Source organism: Azospirillum sp. TSH64 (assembly GCF_003116035.1).
Classification (GTDB): Bacteria; Pseudomonadota; Alphaproteobacteria; order Azospirillales; family Azospirillaceae; genus Azospirillum.
Window position 1 is genome coordinate 2082902 of sequence record NZ_LGQW01000015.1, and the last position, 25398, is coordinate 2108299.

Sequence of the window (25398 nt, forward strand, 5' to 3'; positions counted from 1 at the left end):
AGAGGCGCCGATCTTCCAGGTCGCCGACTACGGCCTCGTCGCCGACCTGTTCAAGGCCCTGCCGGAGTTGCAGCAGGCGCTGTGACCGAAGGGCCGGGTCTTCCGCTCGGGAGGCCCGGCCGCTTCGCGCTTGCCGCGGCGGGCCGGCTGTTCTATCGCTGGCGGAAGAGAAACCCGACAGCGGCAGGACGCCATGAGCATCGACGGCATCACCGGACTGGACCATCTGGTCATCGCGACCCGCGACCTGGACATGGCGCGCGACGCCTACGCCCGGCTTGGCTTCACCGTGACGCCGCGCGGCCACCACACCCAGTTGAAGTCGGCCAACCACACCATCCTGTTCCCGACCGGCACCTATCTGGAGTTGCTGGGCATCGAGGAACAGAGGCCGGTCAACGCCCATTACTCCGCCTTCCTGCGTCAGCGCGAGGGCATCGCCGCCATTGCACTGAAGACGCCGGACGCCCGCGCCGCCGTCGGGCCGCTGACCGCCGCCGGCTTCCCGGTGTCGGGGCCCGTCGATTTCGGCCGGCCGGTGGAGTTGCCGGGCGGCAGCCGCGATGCGACCTTCACCATCACCCAGATCGACCCGGCCACGACCCCGGCCAGCCGCGTCTTCCTGTGCCAGCATCACACGCCCGATCTGGTCTGGCGTCCCGACCAGCTGGAGCATGCCAACAGCGCCACCGGGCTGGAGGCGCTGGTCATCGCCGCCGCCGATCCCGATGCGGTCGCCGCGACCTATGCCACACTGCTGGGCGGCACCGTCACCGACCGCGGCTCCGCCCGCGTGGTGGTGCCGGCCGGGTCCGGTGACGGTCAGGTGCCTGTGCTGGTCGCCACGCCCGACCGCCTGCATTGGGCCTGGACCGCCGATCCCGCCTTCGCCGCGGCCACCCTGCCCTTCTTCGCCGGCTTCGTCGTGCGCGTCGCCGATCCGGTGAAGGCCCAGCAGGCATTGCAGAAAAGCAAGTTCCCGACCGTGGTCGGAGAAGGCGTGATGCGGGTCGGATCGGGCAGCGCCTGCGGCGCCATGATCGCCTTCGCCCAGGGCTTCGACCTCGACAGCCTGATACCCTGAAATTCGCGACGATTTGCGCCGAATTGGGCATAGGTCCCGCTGAATTGCTTGTGTAGTGTCCGCCGACAGTTGCGCCCATGGATCGGGCGCGGACTGTGGAGATGCACATGACGACAGCGGGTCAGGCGATGGACGTGACGGGGGCTCCGGAGCAGGAGACCGGTTCCGTACCGGCGGCGCCCGGCCCATCCTCCGCATCATCCTCCGTGCTCCCGCTTTTCGATGCCCTGCCCGTCGCCGCCCTGCTCCGCGAGCCCGACGGGCGGCTGAGCGGCAATCGCCGCTTTCTCGACCGCTACGGCAACACCGATGCCTTCACCGCCGACCTTTCCGATGCCGTCCCCGGCGACGAGCGGGACGTCAGCGTCCAGTCAGCTGGCGGCGAGCCCCGCGACCTGCTGGTCCGCGTCGGCGGTCCGCCTTGGATCGCGACGGTGGAGGACGTCACCGAGCAGCGCCGCACCGCCCGCGGGCTGGAACTGGCGACCGAGAATCTCGAAGAGGCCTATCACACCGCCAAGCTCGGCTACTGGGAATACGGCATCCAGTCCGGCGAACTGGTGCTGAGCGACGCCGGGCTGGCGGTGCTGGGCCACGAGCGCGACCGCTTCGCCGGGGGATTCGACGGCCTGCTGGGCATCCTGCACCCCGACGACCGGCCGCGCTTCGGCAACATGCTGGAAAGTGTGGTCGGCAATCCCCAGCGCGTCTATGTCGAATACCGCGTCCACGACCGTGACGGCCGCGTCCGCTACGTCTCCGCCTCCTGCGCGCCGCGGCTGGATGCGCAGCAGCGGCTGACCCATGTCTTCGGCGTGCTTATGGACAGCACCGAGCGGGCGGAGGCCGCGGCCCAGCTTGAGGCCGCCAAGCAGCGCCTGGAGGAGGCCTACCGCACCGGCCATCTCGGCTATTGGGAGTATGGCATCCACAGCGGCACTCTGGTGTGGAACCGCGAGGCCTTCGGCATCTACGGCCAGGATGCGGACCGGTTCGAGCCGACCTTCGACAATCTGCTGGGCATTTTGCATCCCGACGACCGCATGTCCTTCGGCAACATGCTGGAAAGCGTGATCGGCAACTCGCGCCGCGTCTATGTCGAATACCGGGTGATCGATCCGGCGGGAGAAATCCGCTACGTCTCCTCCTCCTGCGCACCGCGCTTCGATCTGGACGGGCGCCTGACCCACCTGTTCGGCGTCATGCTGGACACCACGGAGCGGGCGCGGGCCGCCGACGCCCTGCGCGCGGCCAAGGACCGGGTGGAGCAGGCCTATCGCGAGTTGCAGGCCGCCCAGGACAGTCTGGTCCAGACCGAGAAGATGGCATCCCTCGGCCAGCTCGTCGCCGGCGTGGCGCACGAAGTGAACGGGCCGGTCGGCGTGGCGCTGACCACCGCCTCCCACCTGCTGAGCCGGGCGGAGGACGTGAAGCGCCAGTTCGCCGCCAGCGCCCTGACCCGCTCGGCCCTGGCCGGCTTCCTGGAGGTGGCGCAGGAGGCCGGGCAACTGCTGGTCGGCAACACCGAACGCATCGCCGCGCTGGTCCACATGTTCAAGCAGGTGGCGGCCGACCAGACCGGAGACGAGCGCCGCACCTTCTACCTGCGCGAATACACCGAGGACGTGCTGCTGAGCCTGCACACACAGATCGGCTCCTCCGGCCACCGGGTGGAGCTGGCCTGTCCGGAGGCGCTGCAACTGGAAAGCTTCCCCGGCGCCTTCGCCCGCGTGCTGACACATCTGGTGCGCAATTCGCTGACGCATGCCTTCCGGCCGGAGCAGAGCGGACGGATCACCATCGACATCCATGCCGACGGCGACGACTGGATCGAGGTGGTTCACAGCGACGACGGGCAAGGGATCCTGGAAGCAGACCTGCCCCGGATCTTCGACCCCTTCTTCACCACCGCGCGCCATGCCGGATGCGTCGGGCTGGGACTGCACATCGCCTACAATCTGGCGACACAGACGCTCGGCGGCCAGTTGAGCGTCCGCAACAGCCCCGGCCACGGCGCCGTCTTCACCCTGCGGGTGCCGCGACAGGCACCGGATCTCGGCTGATCCTGGCTGCCGCCCGCCGCCGGTCAGGCGACGGTCTGGCGTTCGCGCCGCAGCGGTTCCAGCGCCTCGGCCACCGCGCGGCGCAGATCCGCGGCGATCACCGGCTTGTGCATCACGCGGAAATTGCCGGCCTCCGCCTCCTGCGCGCGGGCGGGGGCGGTGTCGCCGGTGACGAGGATGCCCGGCAGGATGCGGCCCAAGGCCAGCCGCACCTCGCGGATGGCCTCCGTTCCGGTGCGGCCGTCGCGCAGGCGGTAATCGGCGACGATCAGGTCGGGCGCCGGCCCGCGGTTGGCGAGGTCCAGGGCCTCGGCGCAGGATTCGGCCGCCATGACGCCATAGCCCCACTCGGCCAGCATGGCCCGCAGCCCTTCACGGACGATCATGTCATCCTCGATCACCAGCACCGTCGTGGCGAAAGCCGGACAGGGAGAGCACGGAGCGGGGGCCGGTTTCGCCGCCGGGGGATCGGCAACGGGAAGCTCGACCGCAAAGACCGACCCTTCTCCAGGTGTCGACCGCACTGTCACCTGATGGCCCAGCATGACCGACAGCCGCCGCACCACCGCCAGCCCAAGTCCCAGCCCCTGGTCGCGGTTGCGGCTGGCGTTGCCGACCTGCACGAACTCCTGGAAGATGTCCTCCTGCTGGTCGGCGGGAATGCCGATGCCGGTGTCCCACACCTCTATGCGGAGCATGTGGCCGCGGCGGCGGCACCCGATCAGGATGCGGCCCCTGTCGGTGTAGCGCAGGGCGTTTTCCACCAGATTCTGCAGGATGCGGCCGAGCAGCATCGGGTCGCTGCGCACATGGATGCTGCTCGGCACGATGTGCAGGAGCAGTCCCTTCTGGACGGCGACCGGCCGGCTGTTGGCGGCGACGCGGTCCATCACCTCCGCCAGCGCGAAGACCTCGACCTCCGGCACCACCGCGCCCGCCTCCAGCCGGGAGACGTCCAGCAGCCCGTCGAGCAGCATCTTCAAGGCGCCGAGCGCCCGCTCCATCGTGCCCAGGACATTGCGGGTCATCGGGTCGCTGACGCGGCTCGACAGCACCTCCATCAGCAGCATCAGCGACTGCACCGGCTGGCGCAGATCGTGGCTGGCGGCGGCCAGGAACTTGGACTTGGCGACATTCGCCCGGTCGGCCTCCCGCCTCGCATCGGTCAGCGCCGCCTGGGCACGCTTGTGTTCGGAGATGTCGCGGACGGTGGCGATCAGGCTGACCAGCCGGTTGTCATGATCGCGGACCGGCGACGCGCTCAGCTCCAGGCAGCGCGGCCCTTTCGGGTCCGCCCCCTCCCCGTCCGGGTCGGACCGGGTCAGTTCCACCCGCGCATCGCGTCCGACGACGATGGCGTCGCGCAAGGGCTGCAAGGCAGCACGGTCCTTGGTCGCCCGTTCCAGCGCGGTCAGGGCGCCGCTGCCCATCAGGGCGGAAATCGGTGCACCCAGCAACTGTTCGAGCGCCGGATTGACATAGACGATGGGCATGCCCGGCTGGGTAGCGTCGGCGATCATGATGCCGTCGTTGCTCCAAGCCAGCGCCCGGTTGCGCACGCGCAGCGCCCGGTCGGTGTGGCGGCGCCATTGCAACTCGACGATGAAGGCGATGACGAACAGCAGGATCACCACCGTGGTGGCGACCGCCCAGCCGATGTAGAGGCGGGCATTGTCGCGCCAGGGACCGAACACGGTCTCCACCGATTCACCGACGATGGCGACCACCGGATAGTCGGGCGCCGACCGGAAGGCGGTGATCCGCTCCACCCCGTCGACCGGACTGACCATGCGGATGTGGCCGACGGGTTGCTGCCTGATCGCCTGCCACAGTTCTGTGTTGGTGGTTCCCCGCCCCGTGACGCTGGTGGCCCCCGCGTTGCGGGCGATGATGACGCCGTCCGTCCGCAGCAGCGTCGCCGCACCGTCGGCCGGCAAGCCGAGCACGCGGTAGTAGCGGGCGAAGGATTCGACCGGAATGTCGGCGACCGCAATCCCGGCGAATGTGCCGTCGGCATTCTCCAGCCGGCGCGAAACCGGGATCAGCGGATCCTGCGTTTCGGACGATGCGTAGGGCATGCCGATCACCAGCCCGCGCGGCGCGGCGTCGCGGGCGATGCGGAACTCGTCGCGGTCGGTGATGGCACCTTGAAAGGTGGCACGCCCGCCCCCCATGGTCAGCAGGCCCGAAGTGTCATAGACGCGAACCCCGACCACCAGGCCCTCTTCAAAGGCCCGCCGGGAATCCAGGCGCATGGAGCGGTTGCGCTCGGTGTTGGCGATCAGGTCCAGCAGCAGGTCGTCGACGCGGCGGAAGGTGGAGACCGCATGCTCCTCCACCAGACGGGCCACGACGGCGGTCTTCTCATGGGCGGTCAGGTCGAGCAAACGCTCTTCCCGATGGAGGCGGTCGAGCAGAATCCACCACAGGGCGGCGATGGCCAGCGCAACCGCCATGGCGGGCAGGACCAGACGCCCGCCGAAACCGGAAAAAAGCCAGAGCGCCCGCTTCACGTATACCCCGAACGCAGTGGATCGTCCGCCGGCCGTGTCCATCGCCAGGAAAGCGGACGCCCGCGGCAGGCGGACGCAAGCATGCCGCAACGCAGATGCCGACGCAACGCCGTAACCGGCAAGGTGGCACCGGCGGACAGTTGCTCCACCCATGCAGGCCACCCCCCAATTTCTCTCGTCTACAGCGTTCCGAGACACGCTCCGGCGCACCGGACCGCTGGGGCGCAGGCATGCCCGGCGGCGCCAACCGCGCCGAAAAGCCGGCTTTGCCGCGCTGCCGCAGCCGGCTATACCGCCGCGATGAGCTTCGCACGTGCCATCGCCACCGTCGGCGGACTGACCCTGTTGAGCCGGCTGGCCGGCTTCGCACGCGACATTTTGACCGCGGCGGTGCTGGGCGCCGGCCCGGTGGCCGATGCCTTCTTCGTCGCGCTGAAGCTGCCCAACCTGTTCCGCCGGCTGTTCGCGGAGGGCGCCTTCGGCGTTGCCTTCGTCCCGTTGTTCGCCGCCGAGCTTCAGACCCGCGGGCGCAGCGCCGCCATCCGTTTCGCGGAGGAGGCGCTGGCAATGCTGCTGGCGATGCTGCTGCCCTTCACGCTGGCGGCCATCGTCGCCATGCCCTGGTTGATGCACGGGCTCGCCCCCGGCTTCGTCGACGAACCGGCCAAGTTCGCCCTGGCGGTTGATATGGCGCGGCTGACCTTTCCCTACCTGGCGCTGATCTCGCTGGTGGCGCTGCTGGGCGGGGTTCTGAATGCGCTCGACCGTTTCGGACCGTTCGCCGCGGCCCCCATCGCCTTCAACCTCACGCTTGTCGCCGCCCTGCTGACCGCCCCGCGGCTGGGTCTGGAACCCGGCACCGCCATGGCGGCGGCGGTGACGCTGTCGGGGGTGGTCCAGGTCGCCTGGATGGCCTGGGCCTGCGCCAAGGCCGGGGTGGTGCTGACGCTGCGCCCGCCGCGGATGACGGAGGGGATGCGGCGGCTGTTCCGGCTGATCGGACCGGGCGCCATCGGTGCCGGGGTCATGCAGATCAACCTGTTCCTGAACATCGTGCTGGCCTCGCTGCTGCCGTCGGGCGCGGTGTCGTTCCTCTATTATGCCGACCGGCTGAACCAGATGCCGCTGGGCGTCATCGGCATCGCCATCGGCACCGCCCTTCTGCCGGTGCTGGCCCGCCATGTCGCCGCCGGGGACGAGCGGATGGTCCGCCATTACCTGAGCCGCGCGCTGGAGTTCAGCCTGCTGCTCGGCCTCCCGGCCGCGGTGGCGCTCGGCGTGGCGGGGACGCCCATCGTCGCCGTCCTGTTCCAGCGCGGCGCCTTCGGTCCGGAGGAGGCGCACGCCACGGCGATGGCGCTCGCCGCCTATGCCATCGGCATCCCGGCCTATGTGATCGTGAAGTCGCTGAACGCCGCCTTCTTCGCCCGCCACGACACGGTCACCCCGGTGCGCGTCGCCGTCATCGTGACGGTGGCGACCGCCCTGCTGGCTCTGGTTCTGATGCCCTGGCTGGGCCATGTCGGCATCGCACTGTCCACCGGGCTGACGGCCTGGCTGGATGTCGCCCTGCTGGTGGCGGCGATGCGCAAGCGCAGCCTGTTCGACCTGGATGAGCGCCTGAAGCGCCGCGCCCCCCGGATCGCGGCGGCTGCGCTCGGCATGGGAGCCGCCCTTCTGGCGGGCGGGCATGTGCTGGCCCCCTGGCTGGACGCGCCTTCCACCGCAGTGCGGTTCCTGGCGCTGGCCTTGCTCGTCTCTGGCGGCGCCGCGGCTTTCGGCGCGCTGGCGACGCTGCTGGGCGGGGCCAATCCGGGAGACGTTAAAAGTATGCTGTCGAAATCCTCCTCCCCACAAGGGGCAGAGGAGACGGCACGTCATGGCTAGCCCCTCTTGACGACGGTCATAGGCAGTCGTACAAGCGGATCCACGTGGTGATTTGGTCGACCGGCTTGCGGGCCACGTAAAACAACCCGCTAAAAAGGTCCGAGCCGCGTCCGCGCCTCGACCCGATCGGTCGGGGCTTTTTTTGTTTGCGGCCGGCCTTGCCCCACCGGCGATCATCAGGGGAGAGTCGCGGAATGTCGCGCACCGATCATCGCAATCCGAACGTCACGGGGCTGCGCCCCCGCTCCAAGCTGGTCCATGGCGGCATCCGCCGCTCGCAGTTCGACGAAACCTGCGAGGCGCTGTACCAGACCTCCGGCTTCGTCTACGGCTCGGCGGAAGAGGCGGAGAACGCCTTCGCCAACGACGGCGCGCGCCACGTCTATTCCCGCTTCCGCAACCCGACCTCGGCGATGTTCGAAGACCGGCTGGCCGAATATGAGGGGGCGGAATGGGCCTATGCCACCGCCAGCGGCATGGCCGCGGTGCATGGTGCCCTGATGAGCGGCCTGCGCACCGGCGACCGGGTGGTGGCTCCGCGGGCGCTCTTCATCTCCTGCTACTGGATCCTGAAGGATCTGTGTAGCCGCTACGGCATCGAAACGGTGTTCGTCGACGGCACCAACCTGGCGGAGTGGGAAGAGGCGCTGTCGAAGCCGGCCAAGGCGGTCTTCCTGGAAACCCCGTCCAACCCCGGGCTCGAGGTCGTCGATCTCCGGGCGGTCTGCGATCTCGCCCACAAGGCGGGCGCGGTGGTCGTCGTCGACAATGCCTTCGCCACGCCGGTGCTCCAGCGTCCGTTCGACTTCGGCGCCGACGTCATCATCTATTCGGCGACCAAGCACATCGACGGCCAGGGCCGCTGCCTGGGCGGCGTCATCCTGGCCAAGGACAAGAAATACGCCTCGGAGGTCATCCATCCCTTCCTGCGCAACACCGGGCCGACCATCTCCCCCTTCAATTCCTGGCTGCTGCTGAAGGGGATGGAGACGCTGGAGTTGCGCGTCCATGCCCAGTCGGCCGCCGGGCTCCAGGTCGCGGAGTTCCTGGAAAGCCACCCGAAGGTGGCCCAGGTGCTGTACCCGCTGCTGCCCAGCCACCCGCAATACGATCTGGTGCGCAAGCAGATGACCGGCGGCGGCAACATGCTGTCGGTCTTCCTCAAGGGCGGCAAGACCGAGGCGTTCAACACGCTGAACGGCCTGCGCATGGTGATGATCTCCAACAATCTGGGCGATTCGAAGAGCCTGATCACCCATCCCGCCACCACCACCCATTGCAAGCTGACGGACGAGGAGAAGGCCGCCGCCCGAATCGAACCTGGCCTGCTGCGCCTGTCCGTTGGTCTAGAGGATCCCCAGGACATCATGGAAGATCTCGACCGCGCGCTCGCCGAGGCGTAAAGATCGTGCCGGAACTTATGTTGCAGTGCAGCGTTGACCCTGCAGTCAGGTTCCGGCAACGATTTCCAAGAGAGAGGCGACGCCCATGTCACGAGAGAATGCCGGCAATGGCCACCCCACCGACAGGCTGATGGCGGTGGCGGGCCAGCTCACCAAGACCGGCCTTCGCGGTGGCGAAATGGGCGTCGCGGCGGCGCAGACCATCGGATACCGCACCGCGATGATGACCGCGGCGCTGTCGAACCCCATCGACTTCGCCAATCCGGAATTCATCCGCATGGGTGCTGAAAAGGTGGAGGCGGCAGTGGAAGCCTTCCACGCCGTCGCCACCGGCATCGGCGAGTTCGGACAGGCCTGGATCACCATGATCACCAAGCAGACCCAGGCAGCCGCCACCACCATCGGCGGCCTCGCCAGTTGCAAGAACCCGGTGGAGATCATTGATGTCCAGCAGCGCCTGCTGGCGGATGTCGTCGATGCCGGCATCCATGCCAACCTGCGCCTGATCGAGGCGACGGCCTCCCTCGCCGCCGCCGGCATGAACCCCGCTTATCGCAAGGTGCGCGCCAACGCCCGCCGCCTTGCCCGCGAACAGGCCTGACCGATCAAACCACGTCCGCGGGAGCAAGACGGCAACAGCTGCCGTCATGCTCCACCTGGATGGTAGCGTGGCCGATGCCGAAGCGGTCCTTCAGCACCGTCGAGATGCCCAGCAGCAGCGCGTCGTCCTGCCCAATGCCTGGACGGACGAGATGGGCGGTCAGGGCGGTTTCGGTCGTGCTGATCGGCCATATGTGCAGGTCATGCACGGCGGTGACGCCGGGCAGTCCGGCCAGATAGCGCTCCACCCCCGTCCGGTCGACGCCGTCCGGCACCGCGCCCATCGCCAAGCGCACCGAATCGCGCAGCAATCCCCAGGTGCCGGCGACGATGACCAGGGCGATGAGGATGCTGGTCACCGGATCCAGCCATAGCCAGCCGGTGAAGCGGATTGCCAGCGCCGCCACCACCACGCCCAGCGACACCGCCGCGTCGGCCGCCATGTGCAGATAGGCACCGCGCAGGTTGATGTCTTGCTTCTGACCGCCCATGAACAGCCAGGCGGTCCAGCCATTGATGACGATGCCGACCGCCGCAACCACCATCACCGTCGTTTCCACGACCGGTTCCGGATCGGCAAGGCGGTTGACCGCCTCCAGCAGGATGGCGCCGACGGCGATCAGCAGGATCATGGCATTCAGCAGCGACGCCAGGATCGAGGCGTTGCCGAAGCCGTAAGTATAGCGTCCCTGCGGAATTCGCCGCCCGAGCCACACCGCTCCCCAGGCCAGGAGCAGTCCCATCACGTCGCTGAGATTGTGCCCGGCGTCGGCGATCAGGGCGGTGGAGTTGGCGATCAGTCCATAGACCGCCTCCACCACCACGAAGCCGATGTTCAGCAGCGCCCCAACAGCGAAGGAGCGGTCGTAGCGCACCGGCCCGTGATGGTGTTGATGGCCGGCATGGCCGTGATCGGAAGGGCCGTGATCGGGATTGTCATGCCCTGCATGATCATGGTCGAGGTTGGTCGAACCGCCGTGGGAATGGCCGTGCGGCATGATGATGGGTCCCGTCGTCGGATTGTGCATCGCAGCGCACCGGAGTCTGGGCGCTCATGGTCCCTTGGACAAGCCCGACATGGAAGGCACGCCCCCTTGTACGGAACGGCGCAGCGCGCCTCTTGCGCAGATCCATCGCGGCGCCTAGCTTCGCGCGGTCACTCACGATCAACAGTGAACGAAGGAAATGGTCATGAAGGCGCGCGTCACCTGGGTGGACGGCAAGATGTTCGTCGGCGAATCCGGCAGCGGCCATGCCGTGGTGATGGATGGCGCCGTCGAAGCCGGTGGCCGCAACGCCGGCATCCGGCCGATGGAAATGCTGCTGATCGGCATGGGCGGCTGCACTTGCTTCGACGTGGTGATGATCCTGGAAAAGGGCCGCCAGCAGATCACCGACTGCGTCGCCGCCATCGAAGCGGAGCGGGCGGAAACCGACCCGAAGGTCTTCACCAAGATTCACGTCCACTTCACCGTGGCCGGCCGCAAGCTGGATCCGGCGAAGGTCGAGCGCGCCATCGCCCTGTCGGCGGAAAAATACTGCTCGGCTTCCATCATGCTGGGCCAGACCGCGGCCATCACCCACGACTTCGACGTGGTAGAGGCGCCGTAACGAGGCGACTCAATAGCTTTTCAGTTGCATCCATACGCATGACTCGCGAAGGATCGGACATCTGCTCCGAACTTTCGCGATCATCGCGTGCGCCCCTTCCTTATCGCTTTCCTTCTTTCAATGCTCACCTCCCCCGCTTTCGCCGGAGAGACAGGGGTCAGCCTGTCCGACTGGGGTGGGATCGGGCTGTTGCAGATGCCGAACGCCCGGATGGCGCCCGACGGGTCGATGAGCGGCGGGTTGACCGCGCTCGGCGATCTGCATCGCCATTACTCGATCTCGGCCCAGCTGCTGCCCTGGTTGGAGGTCACCGGCCGCAATAGCGCCTATCCCGGCTATTACGGCCTCAGCGAACCCGGCCTGGACCTGAAACTCCGCCTGCGGCGGGAGGATGAGCATGGGCCGGCAGTCGTGGTCGGCGCACGCGACGTCACCGGCTCGGGGTTGGACCTGCCGGGCAAGGGCCGCTTCGCCGGCGAATACCTCGCCCTGTCGCGCCGCTGGTGGGATGTGGACCTGACGCTGGGCATGGGGTGGGGGACGCTGGGAGAGGCCGGCCAGCTGCGCAACCCGCTGCGTTTCCTGGGCGGCCGGTTCCGCCGTGACCGCGACCCCTCCGCCTGGCCGACAACCCGCGGCCCCAAGGCATGGTTCAGCGGCGAGCGGGTGGCGCTGTTCGGCGGTGCCGAGTGGCATTTGCCGGTCGACGGTCTGAGCCTGAAGCTGGAATCCTCCGGCGACCGCTTCCGCGCCCAGCGGCAGGATGAACCGGGCTTCGATCCCGGCAGCCGCTACAGCGTGGGCCTGTCCTGGCGCCCCACCTCCTGGGCCGATCTGGGCGCGGCCTACGAGCAGGGACGCCGCTTGATGCTGCGGCTGTCGGTCCGCTTCGATCCGGCGGTGGATGCCGACAAGCCCGACCGCCCTCCCCCTACCATCGGCCCGCGCCCCTCCGCCGGATCGGCCTTGTCCGCCGATGCCATCGCCCTGGTGGCCCGCAGCCGCGGCCTTCCCGTCCGCTCGGCCCGGATCGAGGGAGAGCTGGCGACCCTGTGGCTCGACCCGGCCGGGAGCGGACGGATGCCGTTGGCACGCGAGGTCGGCGATGCCGCCCGCCTGCTTGCCGATCTCGCTCCGCCCGGAGTCGAACGGCTCCGCATCGTCACCGGCGCCACAGGTCTCGACGCGGCGGCCGTGACCTTGTTCCGCCGCGACCTTGAACGGGCCGCAAACCATCGCGGCAGCGCCGAGGAGATCTGGCAAACCACGCAACTTGCCCCGGCAGCCGAACCGCCGCCCGACTGGCGCCCCTCCCTCGATCTCTCGACCCGGCTTGTCGCCACCTTCGATCTGGCGGAGCTGGGAACGCCATTGGTCCAACGCACCCACACGGACGTGATGCTGCGGGCAGAGCCGATGCGCGGGCTGGTGCTGGGCGGCGGGCTGCGCATCAACGCGCCGAGCGATCTGCAACTGCTGGACACCAATGCCCTGCCGGCGGAACAGCCCGTGCGCAGCGATCTGCCGCGTTACGCCGACCGTCGGATGTCGCTCGACCATGCCTATGGGGCTTGGCTCGCCCGCCCGGCGGATGGACTGACCACCCGGCTGTCCGCCGGCCATCTGGAGGAGATGTATGCCGGCATCGGTGCCGAGGCGCTGGTGCAGCCGCTCGCCGCCCGCTGGGCGCTGGGCCTCGACCTCAACCATGTGTGGAAGCGGCGGCCGGACAGCCTGCTCGGCTTCGACCGCACCGACGCCCGCGGCACCGGCCATGCCAGCGTCTATTGGGAATCGCCGGGGGCCGACACCACGACCGCGCTTCGGCTCGGCCGCTATCTCGGCGGCGACTGGGGTGGCACGGTGGAGGTGATGCGCCGCTTCGACGGCGGCATCGGCCTGACCGCCCATGCCACCTGGACAGAAGGGCCGGACGGCGCGCAAAGCCGGTTCGGCGGAAGGATGGATTGGGGATTGGCGCTGGTGGTGCCCATCGCCGCTTCAGGCTGGCTTCCGGTCGGCGGCACGGTGGAGACGGCGGTGCGTACGCTGGGCCGCGATGCCGGGCAACGCCTGCAACAGCCGCTGCCGCTCTACGATCTCCGTGTGCCGGGAGGCGTCGGCCGCCTCGCCGGCACATGGGCGCGACTGCTCAACTAGATCAACGGATCGGCTTGCTGCCCGGTGTTACGACTGGATTGGCGGCCGGCGTCGTCGAGGAGTTGCGCGGGTCGAGCACCACCGTCGTCCACTGCCCCTGCGGGGTCATTGCATTGGCGACATAGCGGTCCCCGTCCTTGCGGAAGTCGCGCACCGAGACATAGCCGGCGGCACTGAGTTGGTTGAGCAGCGTCGTCTGTTGCAGTTCGATCGGCTTCTGCCCCCGGCCGCGGCGTCCTGCGAGATCGGAAGAGCTTCCTCCCGCGGAGCCGGTCAGGCTGGAAAGATCGCTGCCGGTGCTGCCCGAATGGTTCTGGCTCGAATAGGTGGAATAGCTTTGCGAATAGGTCTGCTGCGCCATCGCCGCCGGAACCATAGCGACTGAGGCGGCCATTGCCGCCAGGATCAATCCGGTCTTCATCGGGTCCTCGCTCGTTGTCGTCCCCCATGGCCGGCGGGTGCCGGACCTCTCAGCAAACGGAAACGCGCAGACAGCCCCGTTGTTGCATAAATGCCAGTCCGCACCAGCCCTGCGGCGCTACGATACTCCGGCCGATCAGATACAGGGAACATCGTGCCTACGGCGTTGTTCTGATCTTCGAATGCCGCCGCACCGGCTCTGCTTACCCTCACCCCGCCCCGACTTGCATGCCCAAGCAGAGGCCAGGAGATGGAGACGACGGGACGGCGGATGCGGCCACGACTTGTCTCATGCGTGACGCCGGCGGTCCTTGGTGACTATTCGGCCGAGCGAGGGAGGGTATGATGCTCTATTGGGCTCTCGTTTTCTTCGTCATCGCGCTAATCGCCGGCGCGCTCGGGTTCGGTGGAATTGCGTCGGCCAGCTCCGGTATCGCGCAAATCCTGTTCTTCCTGTTCCTGGTCCTGTTCGCCATCAGCCTGATCATGGGTCTGGTCCGGCGACGCTAGGCAGGCTGCCGAACCGGCCGGCCTAAGGTTCCCGCGGTACGGAACCTCTTTCGGGCCGGCCGGTTGATCGCAGTGTCTCCTGAGGCTGCAAGACTTTCTCCTCCAGAGATGCCGTCGGTGCAGCTATGCCCCGACATCGTCTTGATCGTCCCCGCCTCCGGCGGCGTCCGTAAGGGCGCCGCCGTACTTTTTTGCTTGCGGTCTTCCATCCACGGCCGACTGCGACGGACAGAAGACGGACAGACATGGAAACGGGACGCCCGGCCACCGGGCGCCCCGCAGAAATCAACACATGCCGGAAGTTGACGAAGACGCGCCCGCCACGATCACGCGTTGGGCAATCAGGCGTCGGGCAATCAGGCGTCAGCGGCGTCCGACGGGCTTTCCCCTTCCATCAGCAGGCGGAGGGCGCGGCGGCCGCGCGACAGGCGCGACTTTACCGTGCCGATGGAAATGCCCAGGATGTCGGCCGCCTCGTTGTAGGAGATCCCTTCCAGCCCGATCAGCAGAACCACCTCGCGCTGCTCGTTCGGCAGCAGGGCCAGCGCCCGGCGGAGGTCGCGCAGCTCCATCCGCACAAACTGCGATCCCGGGGCGGCACCGATCGCGGCCTGCGCCTCCGCATCGATATCGACGACCGGCTGGCGGCGGCGCACACCGTTGATGTGCAGGTTGCGCAGGATGGTGAACAGCCAAGCCCGCAGGTTGGTGCCGGGGCGCCACAGATGCAGGCGCGACAGGGCGCGTTCAAGGCATTCCTGCACCAGATCGTCAGCCAGGGTGGCGTCGCGCACCATCGCACGGGCGAAGCGGCGCAGGCGCGGGATTTCCTCCTCGATCTGGCGGATCACCGCCGGGTCGGGCGGTGCGTTGGGGTCGGGGCGGAAATCGTCCTCCGCAGCGGCCTGGACAACCGTGTCGGCGGTGTCGGCACGATCAACATCGGTATCGACATCGGCCGGGGCTTCGTCGATTTCGGTGTTGGCTTCGGCCATCTCGGCCTCCGCATGGGCAGTCAAATGGGTCTCCATCCCGGCATCGGCTGTGTCTTGGTCAAGATATGTCGGCAGGCGGTCCGAACGGGTCCGGCCAACGGCCTCGGCGCCGAAGGGCACCGGCCCGGCCGGGACCAGCTGTCGGTGGCTCAAGGTGGTCGCGACGTGGTTCGCCATCGGTGAAACGATGCCTCCTTCAATGCCGTTCGCCACGGCTGCTCTCCGCGTCTTCATGCGGATGGCTTTGCCGGGGCCTCCGGCGCGACGGCCCCGGACAATGGATGGTCTCCGTCGTCCGGGGTCGTCGAATTCGCAGCCGATTATCTGGCCCGATCCGTACTTAATGAGCGCACAAAGGAGCTGCCAGTTGGGAAAAAGGCTAATGGGTCATACAATGGAGACAGCTAACCCCTAGAGTACCCCCGCTATCCCACACCAATCACCGTTAGGGCATTGGCTTAAAACATGGTCGTTCGTTATTTCTCCAATTCGATTGGAGGACGCATGACCAACGCGAAAAGAAAAAGACCGACCGACAGCAGTCGATCGGCCTATGTATTTTTTATTGGCGGCGCCACATCAACCTCTTACGGTGATGTATTCTCCGGCAGCCGGCCTTCCGTTTCGGCTTATGCCGCTATGCCTGGCACCCGGCCAATTGGGTGCGGCAGCGTCCTCCCTGAAAACTGTGCTTTTGACCTTTTGATGGTCTCCGAAAGCTCGAAGAAAATCATACAGGGGGGTCCGGTGGAAGACCACACGAACCTTTGCGGTACACCGTCCGCGTTTCGCGCTTCATCACCCCTGCAGGGCAATGCCAGCCGGCGACCCCGCGGTGCGCGCATGTCGGCACTTGCCGCAGCGGTACTCCTGCCTTGCCTGCTGGCCTCGGCACCGGCCAGCGCCGGGATTGCAGAGAAAACCGTCGCCGCGCTGGAGGCGTTGGCCAATAAGGGCAGCGCGCGTGCCCAGTATGAACTGGCACAGCATTACGAACGTGCCGACGGGGTGAAGGCCGATCCGCGGCTGGCCTTATCGCTCTATTGCCGCGCTGCCCGCCAGGATTACTCCGATGCCGCGCTGATGGCCGGGCGCATGCACATGGCCGGCCTGGGCGGCGTGTCCAAGGACGCCGACCTCGGCCGTGCCTGGCTGCGCAAGGCCGCGGCACTGGGCAACGAGCAGGCGGAACGTCTGGTCGGAAGCGCCGGAGGCACGGTGAAGACGCCCGACCGCTGCGAGCCGCCCAATCTGCGCTGGGGCATCATCCGCAAGCCGCCGGCGGAAATCCGCGCGATGGTTCAGAAGATGGCGCCGACCTACGGCCTCGATCCCGATCTGGTACTCGCCGTCATCGCGGTGGAATCCGGCTATCGCGTCGATGTCGTCTCGAACAAGAACGCCCAGGGGCTGATGCAGTTGATCCCGGAGACGGCGGAGCGCTTCGGCGTGTCCGACCCGTTCAATGCGGAACAGAACATGCGCGGCGGCATGAAGTACCTGCGCTGGCTGCTGGCCTACTTCAACGGCAACGTCGCCTATGCGCTGGCGGGCTACAACGCCGGCGAAGGCGCCGTGCTGCAATACAAGGGCATCCCGCCCTACCGCGAGACGCAGGATTACGTGACCAAGATCCGCGGGATCTACGCACAGACCTATCACCCGTTCAACCGCGACATCGTACAGTCTGCCGGTCTCGTCAGCAGCGCGCGAGAGGAAGTGGCCGAGCTGTCGCTTTCGACCAAGGCGCGCAGCAGCGGAAAACGATGAGAACGGAAGATTGCGACTCGGAAAAATGCGACTCGGGCGACTCGGGCAGCGCTTGGTTAACACTTTGGTTATAAACTGACGATTACCCTCGGGGAACGACGGATTTCGCAAGCGCTGGCGCCCTTCGGGACGCCTTCCCGCGTCACCCGCCAGTGTCTCACCCGCAACGTTTCATCCGAACGTTTCCCGAGGACCTGCCCGATGCCCATGGCCGCCGACGTCGACACCATCGAACGCACCTCCATCGTCGCCTACACCCTGCTGAACGAGCTTCATGAAGTCCTGGCCCTGCCCAAGGCTCCGGACGACGTCACGCTGGGCATCCTGATGGGCATGGCCATGTTCCTCGACGACAAGGTCGGTCCGATGCGCGCCAAGCGCCTGATGGCCGAGGCGCCGACCATCGTGCTGAAGACGGATGCCCACGTCACCGCCGACCAGACCCAGCGGATCATGCCGGTCCTGCGCGCCTTCGGCGATCACCTGAAGGAACTGCGCATGAAGGCGGAACGCCCGGTCACCGGCTCCGTCGGCTGACTGCAGCAGCCTCCCCGGTTGTTTCTTCGACAGCGGACCCGGCGCCAGCTCGGCGCCGGGTCCGTTGCGTCCATGGATTGTCAGGCTGCTTGACCATCGGGTGAAATGGGCGGAAGCTTCGCGCCCATGGACTGGTTCACCGGGATCAGCATCGTCGCCATCGCGGCCGGCGTGACCATCAGCCTTGTGGTGCTGGTGGCCGTCGGATCGATCAGGCGCAGCCAGAACGAGGCGGCATCCCGCCAGTCCCAGCAAATCCGCAAGCTGACGGAGACGGTGGCGACCCTGTCCCAGCAGCAGCAGGCGGCGCAAACCCGCATCCAACAATTGACCGACGCAAACCGCAAGCTGTCCGACGAGCTGTCGGCCCTGGGCGAGCGGTTGAGCGATGCCGACACGGTCCAGCGTGTGGCCGGCACGGCGAGGCTTCTCCATTGACCGCAACCACCCGTCCCGATGCCGCCATGCCTGATGCCGGTCGCGAGCGAGACCGCTGGGCCGCCAGTGCCGATGCCTGGGACCGCTGGGCCGATCCGATGGCCGATCTGGCCGACAAGCTGAACCGCTCGCTGCTCGATGCGGCGGGGCTGGTCGAGGGGCACCGCCTGCTCGACCTTGCGTCGGGTGCGGGGGAGCCCGCCTTGAGCGCCGCGCGCCGGGCCGGTGCCGATGGGTTGGTGGTCGGAAGCGATCTGGTGCCAGGCATGATGGCCGGCGCCGTCCGCCGCGCCCGGAGCGTGGAGGGGCCGGCACCCGCCTTCACCGCCGCCGACATGACCGCCCTGCCCTTCGCCGACGCCGCTTTCGACGGGGTAACCTGCCGCTTCGGCATCATGTTCGTGCCGGCGGTGGACTCTGCCCTGCGCGAGGTGCGGCGTGTCCTGCGTCCCGGTGGCAAGGCGGCCTTCATGGTGTGGGGACCGCGCGCCGGGAACGGCCTGTTCGCGGAGATCGGCGACGCGGTGGCCGACCATCTCGGCGACGATGGCAGCCTGGATCCGCTGTTCCGCTTCGCGGCACCGGACCTTCTGTCCGACCTGATGCGCGCCGCCGGCTTTGCAGAGACATCGGAAACAGAGCTGACCCCGGTGCGCAAGGCGCCGGCCGGCCAGCCCTTCTGGCGTGCCGCCCTCGACATGAGCTTCGGCCACCGGCTCGGCGGATTGACTGCGGAGCAGCGAAATGCGCTGGAGACCGACATCGCCCGTCGCTTCGACGCCAGGGCGGTGGACGGCATCGTGCCGGTGCCGTCGCATGCGCGGATCGTGGTCGGGGTGGCGGGTTAGCGCCGCCCCCTCCCGTCAGTAATCCTTCTCGTAGACCACGCCGAACTTCGTCTCGGAGTTGGCGCCGACGGATGCCGTGCCCTTGAGGTTCTTGGTGATGTCGACCTCGACCTTCGCCCGGCTCTGGTTGGCGCCGATTCCCTGCTCGACACCGACATAGACGCGGTCGCTGACATAGCGGCCGGCCTGCACCGCTCCGCCCTTGCCGTTCTCACCCTGGGTGAAGTCCAGCCGGTCGACGCCAAGGCCGCGGCGCACCTTGTCCAGGATGCCGCCGCCTCCGCCGCCGACTCCCGCCAGCGCCGCCGCGGACTGAGCAAGCTGCACCGCCTCCGCCGCGCTCAGATCGCCCACCGACTTGCCGAAGAGCACGCCGGCCAGCACCTCGTCCTGCGGCAGTCCCTGGGGCGAGGTCAGCTCGATCTTCGGCTGGCGGGCGGTGCCGCTGACCACCACGTCGGCGGTGATGCCGTTGGCGGTCGCCTCGGCCAGCAGGTCGAGCCGCGGGTCGATGGGCTGGGTCCCGTCGAAGTCGAAGATGCCGCGCTTGAACTCGAAATTCTTGGCCAGCAGGTTCAGGCTGCCTTTGAGGATGTTGAAGCGGCCGGTCACCTCCGGCGCCGCAGCCGTTCCCTTGACGCGCAGATTGCCGGCAAGCTCCGCGTCCAGCCCACGGCCGCGGACGAAGATCTGGTTCGGCGCGTTCACCGTCATGTCCAGCGCCAGGACAAAGGGTGTCGCGGCCGGCGGCGCTTCCGCCGGCTGGGGCACGCGGCGGGTGCCGCCGGCGGTGGACACCTGGGTGGTCCCACGGGCGCGACGGCCCTTGCCGACCTCCGTCACCTTCAGGTCGACGACGTTTGCCGGCATGCGGTCGGGCACTTGGATCTCGGCGCGGCGGATGTCCAGCGGCCCCGCCAGCCGGGCGTTGGCGAAGCCGCCGGTCAGGGTCAGGTTCGCCCCGATCTCCGCAGTCACCAGATCGATCTCCACCAGCCGGGCATTGTCGGCCTGGACCGCGATGTCGAGCTGGCGGTCGGCGGGAGCACCCGGACGGATGACACCGCTGGCGCTGATCGCACCACCGTTGCGCGTCCGGCCGCGGAAGCTCTGGATGGTGAAGACGTCACCGTCGCCGACCAGCCTCGCCTCGATGTTGGTGATCACCGCACCCGATGCCCGGTTCTCGTAGCGTCCGTTCGCCAGCACCACCGACCCGCCAAGCGACGGCTTGCCCACCGTCCCGCCGGCCCGCACGTCGAGCTGCAGCGATCCGCGCGCCCGGTCGCCGGAGGCGGCGAGCAGGTCGTTCGCCAGCGACAGATCCACCGTGCCGTTCACTGTCGCCTCAAGCGCCCCATTGGACGGCACGCTGACGGCATAGCTGTCGGGGTTCATCACCAACGGAAGCGCGGCGCTGGCGGTCAGCGTGCCGGCATTCTTCGGCATGGCGATCCGGCTGTTCAGCGACAGCCGGCGGTCGCGCCATTGGGCGTCCAGCGTCGCGTCGATGCCCGGAAGCCCGGCCTGCGTCGTCTGCTGCGCTTTCAACCCGCTGACCCGCAGGGTGGCGTCGGCGCGCGGGTTGCGCAGGGTGCCGCCCAGCGACGCCCGCGCGTTGGCGACGCCGTCCAGCGCCAGCGTCGGGCTCGCCAGCTTCGCCAGGGCGAGCGGCAGGCGGTCGATGGTCAGCTCGCCGCTCAGCCGGTCGCCGTTCAGGCCGAGGTCGGCGGCCAGCCGGGCATTGCCCGACGACAGCCGCAGCTCCTTCACCTCATACCGGCGGTCGGCCAGCAGGATGGTCGCCGGGGCGGTGGTCCGCAGATCCTCTCCGGCATAGCGCGCCTGCAGGCGGTCGAGCCGGATACGCGTCACCTGCCCTTCCCGCGTCAGATTGCCGGCAAGATCGAGCGCAACGGGCTGGGCGCCCGCTCCGGCGGCATTGGCCTGGAAGCCGGCCTTCGCCAGCGACCCATCGAGAGAGGCCGTGACGCTGCGCAGCTCGGTGCCGGCGGCATTGCCGTCGGTCATCTCCACCCGTGCCTTGCCGCTCGGGGTGCCGAGCGCATCGGCCACATCGGCCTTGGCCGTCAGCCGGCGGGCGGTGAGCAGTGGTCCGCCTTCCCCCTCGACCCGCAGATCGCTGGCGTCGGCGGTCAGGTTGGCCGCCTGCTTGCCGCCCTTGCCGTCCAGCGCCAGGGTGAAGCTCGCCCCGCCGCCCAGCGGCATGCCAGCCAAAGCCGACAGGCCGTTCAGGTTGGGCAGCTTGCCCTCCAGCCGCCCGGTCGCGAGCAGCGTGTCGAGCGCCACCTGCGCCTGTCCGGTGATGCGGTTGTTCCCGTTGGCGACGGTCAGCCCGTCAAGCCGCAGCGTCTGCTCCCGCAAGGCATAGCGCCCGTCCACCGACAGCGGCGTCTTGTCCAGGTTGGTCCGCGCCGAAACCGTGCCGTTCGGCGTTGCCGGCAGTCCGGCGGCGGTCGCCTTGACCTCCGTGGCGCCCAGCCGGCGCCCCTGCACCACGAGGTCGCGGGCGGTCAGCGTCGCCTGCGCCTCGATGGCGTCGAGCGGGCCGCGGGCGGTCGCCTCCAGAGTCGCCGCTCCCTCCATGGGTGTGCCGAGCGCGCCGCCCAGCGGCTCCAGCTTCGCCACGGTCAGGGTGGTGCGGGCATCGACCTTGTTGTCGGCCAGCGCCGCGTTGCCGGTCAGCTTGCCGTTGCGGCCATCGACCGTCAGGTCGGTCAGGCGCATGGCGCCGTCCGGCTCCATCCTGGCGGCCAGCGCCAGCGTCGCCTTGTCGCCCAGCACCGCATCGGCAGGCGTGCCGGTGGACAGCCGGTCGAGGCTGCCGGTCAACTCGGCGGTCAGCGTGCCATCTGCCCCGCGCTTCACCGGCCCCGACAGCGCCACCGCACCGGCCAGCGGCCGGCCGGCGAGGCCCGACAGCGGGGCGAGGTCGTCGGCGTTCGCGCCCAGCGTCAGGTCGACCGTCTGGCCCCAGCCGCCGACGGTACCTTTCGCTTCGGCCCGTGCCGCCGCAGCGGTCACCGCCAGCGTCTCCAAGCCGATCCGGCCGCTGCCGGTGTCGAGCTGTGCCTTGGCAACCAGAGTCGTCTCCGGTCCGGTCAGGCGGGACAGCGCCGGATCGTCGGCAGCAAGGTCGCGCAAGGTGGCGTTCACCGCGACGTTCAGCGCACTCAGCGCCCCTTCCGCCGAGCCTTCCACCACGCCTTCGCGCCAGGACAGCGGCACCAGCGGATGCAGGGTGGAGTCCGGCCCGGCCTGCAAGGTCCAGCGCAGGTTCAGGTTCTTGTAATCGGCGGCGACATCGCCGTTCACCGTCGCGTTCGCCGCGGCGACGGTCAGCGCCAGCGGACGCAGGCTGATGGCCCCGGACGGCGCCCGCAGGACGGTCGCGTTCAGCGTCGGGCTGGGGCCGATCAGCGGCACCACCGTATCGCCGGTCAGCCCGGCGATCAGCGGCGCGACGTTGCCGCCGGCCGCCAGCGTCAGTGCATGCCCTTCCGGCCCCTTCTTGATGGTCGCATCGGCATTCAGCGTGCCGGTGGGCGATGCCGCCTCGCCAGCCATGGCGGTCAGCTTGCCCGCCCAATCGTCCAGCGTGCCGTCACCCTTCAGCGTCAGTTCGACCGGCGGCAGGCCGGGAATCGACAGCGCACGGGCCATGACGCCGCCTGCGGGTTCGGACGCATCGACCGACAGGTTCAGCGTGTTCTTGCCGGGGTCGAAGACGGCGACCAGATCGGCCTTGCCCGGCTTGTCGTCGATGCGCGCCACGGACAGGTTGGTGTTCAGCGCTCCGCCACTGTGCTCCAGAGCCAAAGCCCCGGCGATGCGCAGCACCGCCGGCTCGCCAAGCAGCGCCGGCGCCAGCTCCAGCCGCTCCACCACCAGCTTCTTCAGATCGATGTCGACAGGCAGGCTGGGCAGCAGCGGGGCGTTGGGATCGGACGGTGCGGCCGGCTGGGTGCTGACCGGCGCGCGGGTCACCACCACGGACGCCGCCTCCAGCGCGTCGATCCTGGCGCTGCGCAGGAACAGGGCGGACGGCGACATCACCACATGCAGCCTGTCGATGGTCAGCCAGACTCCCTGGCTGTCGGACAGCGTGACGGTCGCAATGGTGAAATCGGTGGGGATGCTGCCTTCGATGGCGCCCAGCTTCAGATGCATGTCCGGCGATTCTACGGCACCCTCGATCTTCTCGACCAGCCAGTCGCGGGCGGTATCGCCGGCGAACAGCGAGAAGGCCCGAGCGGGCTGCGGACCGGCCAGCAGGCCGGCAAGGATCGTCAGACCGACCAAGAATAAGCGAACCGCCGTCACACCATGCCCTTTCACCAGCACCATCTTCGTCTCAACCGCAATAAACGCTCATCGTCCCAAAGGATTGGGACGAAAATGCGCCATCAGAACGCCTGACCCAGGCTGAGATACAGCTGCCAGCGCGAATCGCCGCTGGCGGGATTGAGCGGAACGCCGACATCGACGCGCAGCGGGCCGAAGTCGGTGTAGTAGCGCAGCCCCAGTCCGGCGCCGACGCGCAACGGCTCGCTGAAGTCGGGATAGGCCTTGTCATAGACGGTGCCGGCATCGACGAAGGGCACCACGCCGATGCTCTCCGTCACCTTGATGCGCAGTTCCGCCCCGACCTCGAACAGCGACCGGCCGCCGACCGGATCGTCGTAGCGGTCGCGCGGCCCCGCCTTCTGGAAACCGTAGCCGCGCACCGAACCGCCGCCGCCGGCATAGAAGCGGTGATCCGGCGGAATGTCGCTCAGCGACGTGCCGAGGATGCTGCCCAGACCGATCCGGCCCGCGGCGACATAGCGCCCATCCTTGCCGAGATCGTAGTAGGTGGAGCCGTTCAGCAATATCGAGGTGAAGGGCGACTTGGTGTCGCCGCCCACCGGGAACCAGGGCGTCACCTGCAACGACGCCCGCTGGCCGGAGGTCGGGTTCAGCAGATTGTCGGTGCCGTTCCAGGCCGCCCCCAGCGGCACGCCGATGAAGGAGGTCTGATAGGTGGTGTCCTCCGTCCGCACCCGGCCGCGCTCGCCGGCCACGCCATAGCTGACGGTCAGCTGGTCGGTTAAAGGCCGCTCCAGCTTCACCGTCAGTTCGGACGCGACGCGGCTGTAGGCCGGCGGCTGGTCGTTCACCACGGCGAAATTGACCACCAGCGACTGCTTCACCGCCAGGAAGTCGGGCTTGCGGAAGTTGACGCTGAAGCGCAGGTCCGGCAGGTCGTTGCCTTTGCTCGACGTACCGCCGCTTGAGCCGGCGACGCGGCCGACATCGACGCCGACGCGAAGCTGCTCCGCCCCGCCGAACAGGTTGCGGTGGCCCCAATAGGCGTTGGCGCCCACCCCGTCCTGCGTCGAATAGGTGACGCCGCCGCCGATGAAGCGGCGCTTGCGCTCACTGACCGAGACGATGACCGGCGTCACGCCGTCCGGCCCCGGCTCGTCCGCCATCCGCACCCGCACGGTGTCGAAGACCTGGAGGGCGGCGATGTCCTGACGCGCCCGGTCGGTGGCTCCGGGGTCGTAGACCTGCCCCTCCTTCCAGGCGAGACGCCCGCGCACCAGATCCTCGTCGACCTTCTCCAGCCCTTCGACGCGGGTGGCGCCATAACGGGTGAGCGGACCGGGATCGACGCTGTAGGTGACATCCATCGTGCGGTCGGAATGGTCGACCACCACCTCGCGGTCGGGCACCTTGGCGAAGGCATAGCCGCGCTTGCTCAGCCGGCCGACCAGTTCCGATTCGGCGTCCAGCACTTTCTGCGCGATTGCGGGGGCACCGGCGACGAGGCCGAGATCGTCGGTCGCGACCTCCTTCGGCAGGGTAGAAGCACCCGTGGCGTTGGCCGCGCCGCGCACCGTCACCGACTTTATGTGATAGAGCGGCCCCGGCGTCACCGCGACCGTGACCTTGACCGGGGGAGCCTGTCCGCCCGCAGGCAGGGTGCCCGCCGCCGGATCGTCGATGCGGATGTCCAGCTTGGCGTCATAATAGCCGGCGGAGCGCAGCGCCGTCTGCAGACGGTCGCGGTCGCTGTCGGCCCGCCGCTCCAGCCCGATGAGCGAGGGCGGATGGTCGTCCTTCAGCTCCACCAGGGTCGAGGCGTCGCGCAGCGTGCCGCGCAACCCCTCATCCTCGACGCCCGTGATCTCCACCTCATAGGCGATGCCAGCCGGCCTCACCTCCTCGTCCGGCGGCACGGCGTCCGGCAGGGCACCCTCAGGCGGCGCCGCGGGCACGGCGCCGGGGACGCTGTCGGGCGGCGAATCCTGGGCATAGCCGGCGTCGGCCGGGCCCAGCATCAGCAGGGCGGCGACCAACGGTGCGGCGATCGGGGCCTTGAGCGGAGCGGCTGCAATCCTCGTTGCAGCGGCCGCGCGGCGGCGGGAAGCGGAAGCGAAGCGGATCATCGTCCCCAATGTAAGGGCCATTGACGCATGGCTCCATCCCGGAAATTCGCCCTAGACCAAAGGGTACAACGCTTGCGTTTTTGCCACGGATCCATATATTGCGC

General features: G+C 68.4%; 18 protein-coding genes and 1 riboswitch. Of the genes, 12 read left to right on the plus strand and 6 right to left on the minus strand.

The features are described from left to right. The first annotated feature begins 193 nt into the window (after positions 1-193). Together TSH64_RS11035 and TSH64_RS36600 are read left to right on the plus strand one after the other, a co-directional pair. The gene (locus TSH64_RS11035) at positions 194-1084 is read left to right on the plus strand and encodes a VOC family protein (protein WP_109096779.1); all 891 of its coding nucleotides are present in this window, start codon (positions 194-196) and stop codon (positions 1082-1084) included. A gap of 107 nt (positions 1085-1191) precedes the next feature. Next, positions 1192-3147, plus strand: a complete 1956-nt coding sequence (locus TSH64_RS36600) for a PAS domain-containing protein (RefSeq protein ID WP_282188103.1) — start codon at positions 1192-1194, stop codon at positions 3145-3147. 23 nt (positions 3148-3170) lie between these two features. Here TSH64_RS36600 and TSH64_RS11045 read toward each other — a convergent pair whose 3' ends face one another. Continuing rightward, positions 3171-5660, minus strand: a complete 2490-nt coding sequence (locus tag TSH64_RS11045) for an ATP-binding protein (protein WP_247872873.1) — start codon at positions 5658-5660, stop codon at positions 3171-3173. 300 nt (positions 5661-5960) lie between these two features. Between TSH64_RS11045 and murJ the strand changes: the two genes are divergently transcribed. The 3 genes from murJ to TSH64_RS11060 all read left to right on the plus strand — a co-directional run bounded on the left by murJ (position 5961) and on the right by TSH64_RS11060 (position 9551). Beyond that, complete coding sequence (gene murJ / locus TSH64_RS11050) at positions 5961-7547, plus strand: murein biosynthesis integral membrane protein MurJ (RefSeq protein ID WP_109096781.1); 1587 nt, start codon at positions 5961-5963, stop codon at positions 7545-7547. 34 nt (positions 7548-7581) lie between these two features. Further along, positions 7582-7661: riboswitch (SAM riboswitch) on the plus strand. An 80-nt stretch (positions 7662-7741) separates the two neighbouring features. Next, positions 7742-8950 (plus strand): O-succinylhomoserine sulfhydrylase, encoded by a 1209-nt coding sequence (gene metZ, locus TSH64_RS11055; protein WP_109096782.1) that lies wholly within the window; start codon positions 7742-7744, stop codon positions 8948-8950. 85 nt (positions 8951-9035) lie between these two features. Continuing rightward, positions 9036-9551: a phasin family protein gene (locus tag TSH64_RS11060; protein ID WP_109096783.1), complete on the plus strand. Its 516-nt coding sequence runs from the start codon at positions 9036-9038 to the stop codon at positions 9549-9551. A gap of 4 nt (positions 9552-9555) precedes the next feature. Here the strand turns inward: TSH64_RS11060 and TSH64_RS11065 are convergent, their stop codons facing one another. Next, complete coding sequence (locus tag TSH64_RS11065; RefSeq protein ID WP_247872874.1) at positions 9556-10578, minus strand: cation diffusion facilitator family transporter; 1023 nt, start codon at positions 10576-10578, stop codon at positions 9556-9558. A 163-nt stretch (positions 10579-10741) separates the two neighbouring features. Here TSH64_RS11065 and TSH64_RS11070 point away from each other — a divergent pair, with 163 nt between their 5' ends. Then, positions 10742-11161, plus strand: a complete 420-nt coding sequence (locus TSH64_RS11070) for an OsmC family protein (RefSeq protein WP_109452523.1) — start codon at positions 10742-10744, stop codon at positions 11159-11161. A 120-nt stretch (positions 11162-11281) separates the two neighbouring features. After that, positions 11282-13321: a YjbH domain-containing protein gene (locus tag TSH64_RS11075; protein WP_109096784.1), complete on the plus strand. Its 2040-nt coding sequence runs from the start codon at positions 11282-11284 to the stop codon at positions 13319-13321. 1 nt (position 13322) lies between these two features. On the opposite strand, the gene TSH64_RS11080 is transcribed toward TSH64_RS11075, so the two are convergent. Further along, positions 13323-13742: a PepSY domain-containing protein gene (locus tag TSH64_RS11080; protein WP_109096785.1), complete on the minus strand. Its 420-nt coding sequence runs from the start codon at positions 13740-13742 to the stop codon at positions 13323-13325. Positions 13743-14086: 344 nt separating this feature from the next. Between TSH64_RS11080 and TSH64_RS11085 the strand changes: the two genes are divergently transcribed. Further along, complete coding sequence (locus TSH64_RS11085) at positions 14087-14251, plus strand: DUF1328 domain-containing protein (protein ID WP_042689062.1); 165 nt, start codon at positions 14087-14089, stop codon at positions 14249-14251. Positions 14252-14607: 356 nt separating this feature from the next. Here the strand turns inward: TSH64_RS11085 and TSH64_RS36295 are convergent, their stop codons facing one another. Further along, positions 14608-15423: a sigma-70 family RNA polymerase sigma factor gene (locus TSH64_RS36295; RefSeq protein WP_247872875.1), complete on the minus strand. Its 816-nt coding sequence runs from the start codon at positions 15421-15423 to the stop codon at positions 14608-14610. Between the two features lie 327 nt (positions 15424-15750). Between TSH64_RS36295 and TSH64_RS11095 the strand changes: the two genes are divergently transcribed. From TSH64_RS11095 to TSH64_RS11110, 4 genes are all read left to right on the plus strand, one after another. Beyond that, complete coding sequence (locus tag TSH64_RS11095) at positions 15751-17016, plus strand: transglycosylase SLT domain-containing protein (protein WP_247872876.1); 1266 nt, start codon at positions 15751-15753, stop codon at positions 17014-17016. A gap of 201 nt (positions 17017-17217) precedes the next feature. Continuing rightward, complete coding sequence (locus tag TSH64_RS11100; protein ID WP_109096787.1) at positions 17218-17553, plus strand: hypothetical protein; 336 nt, start codon at positions 17218-17220, stop codon at positions 17551-17553. Between the two features lie 126 nt (positions 17554-17679). Continuing rightward, positions 17680-17991: a hypothetical protein gene (locus TSH64_RS11105; RefSeq protein ID WP_109096788.1), complete on the plus strand. Its 312-nt coding sequence runs from the start codon at positions 17680-17682 to the stop codon at positions 17989-17991. Beyond that, the gene (locus TSH64_RS11110) at positions 17988-18839 is read left to right on the plus strand and encodes a methyltransferase domain-containing protein (protein WP_247872877.1); all 852 of its coding nucleotides are present in this window, start codon (positions 17988-17990) and stop codon (positions 18837-18839) included. Before TSH64_RS11105 ends, TSH64_RS11110 begins: the two co-directional genes overlap by 4 nt. A gap of 15 nt (positions 18840-18854) precedes the next feature. Here the strand turns inward: TSH64_RS11110 and TSH64_RS11115 are convergent, their stop codons facing one another. Both TSH64_RS11115 and TSH64_RS11120 read right to left on the minus strand, forming a co-directional pair. After that, on the minus strand, positions 18855-23162 hold the full coding sequence (locus tag TSH64_RS11115) for a translocation/assembly module TamB domain-containing protein (protein ID WP_247872878.1): 4308 nt from the start codon (positions 23160-23162) through the stop codon (positions 18855-18857). Between the two features lie 104 nt (positions 23163-23266). Beyond that, positions 23267-25315, minus strand: a complete 2049-nt coding sequence (locus tag TSH64_RS11120; RefSeq protein WP_247872879.1) for an autotransporter assembly complex family protein — start codon at positions 25313-25315, stop codon at positions 23267-23269. Positions 25316-25398 lie beyond the last annotated feature (83 nt).

What these genes read in the sequence shown, in the direction of transcription:
- TSH64_RS11035 (WP_109096779.1), top strand. Translation starts at nt 194, where the DNA reads ATGAGCATCGACGGCATCACCGGACTGGACCATCTGGTCATCGCGACC.
- TSH64_RS36600 (WP_282188103.1), top strand. Translation starts at nt 1,192, where the DNA reads ATGACGACAGCGGGTCAGGCGATGGACGTGACGGGGGCTCCGGAGCAG.
- murJ (WP_109096781.1), top strand. Translation starts at nt 5,961, where the DNA reads ATGAGCTTCGCACGTGCCATCGCCACCGTCGGCGGACTGACCCTGTTG.
- metZ (WP_109096782.1), top strand. Translation starts at nt 7,742, where the DNA reads ATGTCGCGCACCGATCATCGCAATCCGAACGTCACGGGGCTGCGCCCC.
- TSH64_RS11060 (WP_109096783.1), top strand. Translation starts at nt 9,036, where the DNA reads ATGTCACGAGAGAATGCCGGCAATGGCCACCCCACCGACAGGCTGATG.
- TSH64_RS11065 (WP_247872874.1), bottom strand. Translation starts at nt 10,578, where the DNA reads ATGCACAATCCGACGACGGGACCCATCATCATGCCGCACGGCCATTCC.
- TSH64_RS11070 (WP_109452523.1), top strand. Translation starts at nt 10,742, where the DNA reads ATGAAGGCGCGCGTCACCTGGGTGGACGGCAAGATGTTCGTCGGCGAA.
- TSH64_RS11075 (WP_109096784.1), top strand. Translation starts at nt 11,282, where the DNA reads ATGCTCACCTCCCCCGCTTTCGCCGGAGAGACAGGGGTCAGCCTGTCC.
- TSH64_RS11080 (WP_109096785.1), bottom strand. Translation starts at nt 13,742, where the DNA reads ATGAAGACCGGATTGATCCTGGCGGCAATGGCCGCCTCAGTCGCTATG.
- TSH64_RS11085 (WP_042689062.1), top strand. Translation starts at nt 14,087, where the DNA reads ATGCTCTATTGGGCTCTCGTTTTCTTCGTCATCGCGCTAATCGCCGGC.
- TSH64_RS36295 (WP_247872875.1), bottom strand. Translation starts at nt 15,423, where the DNA reads ATGGCGAACCACGTCGCGACCACCTTGAGCCACCGACAGCTGGTCCCG.
- TSH64_RS11095 (WP_247872876.1), top strand. Translation starts at nt 15,751, where the DNA reads ATGACCAACGCGAAAAGAAAAAGACCGACCGACAGCAGTCGATCGGCC.
- TSH64_RS11100 (WP_109096787.1), top strand. Translation starts at nt 17,218, where the DNA reads ATGCCCATGGCCGCCGACGTCGACACCATCGAACGCACCTCCATCGTC.
- TSH64_RS11105 (WP_109096788.1), top strand. Translation starts at nt 17,680, where the DNA reads ATGGACTGGTTCACCGGGATCAGCATCGTCGCCATCGCGGCCGGCGTG.
- TSH64_RS11120 (WP_247872879.1), bottom strand. Translation starts at nt 25,315, where the DNA reads ATGGCCCTTACATTGGGGACGATGATCCGCTTCGCTTCCGCTTCCCGC.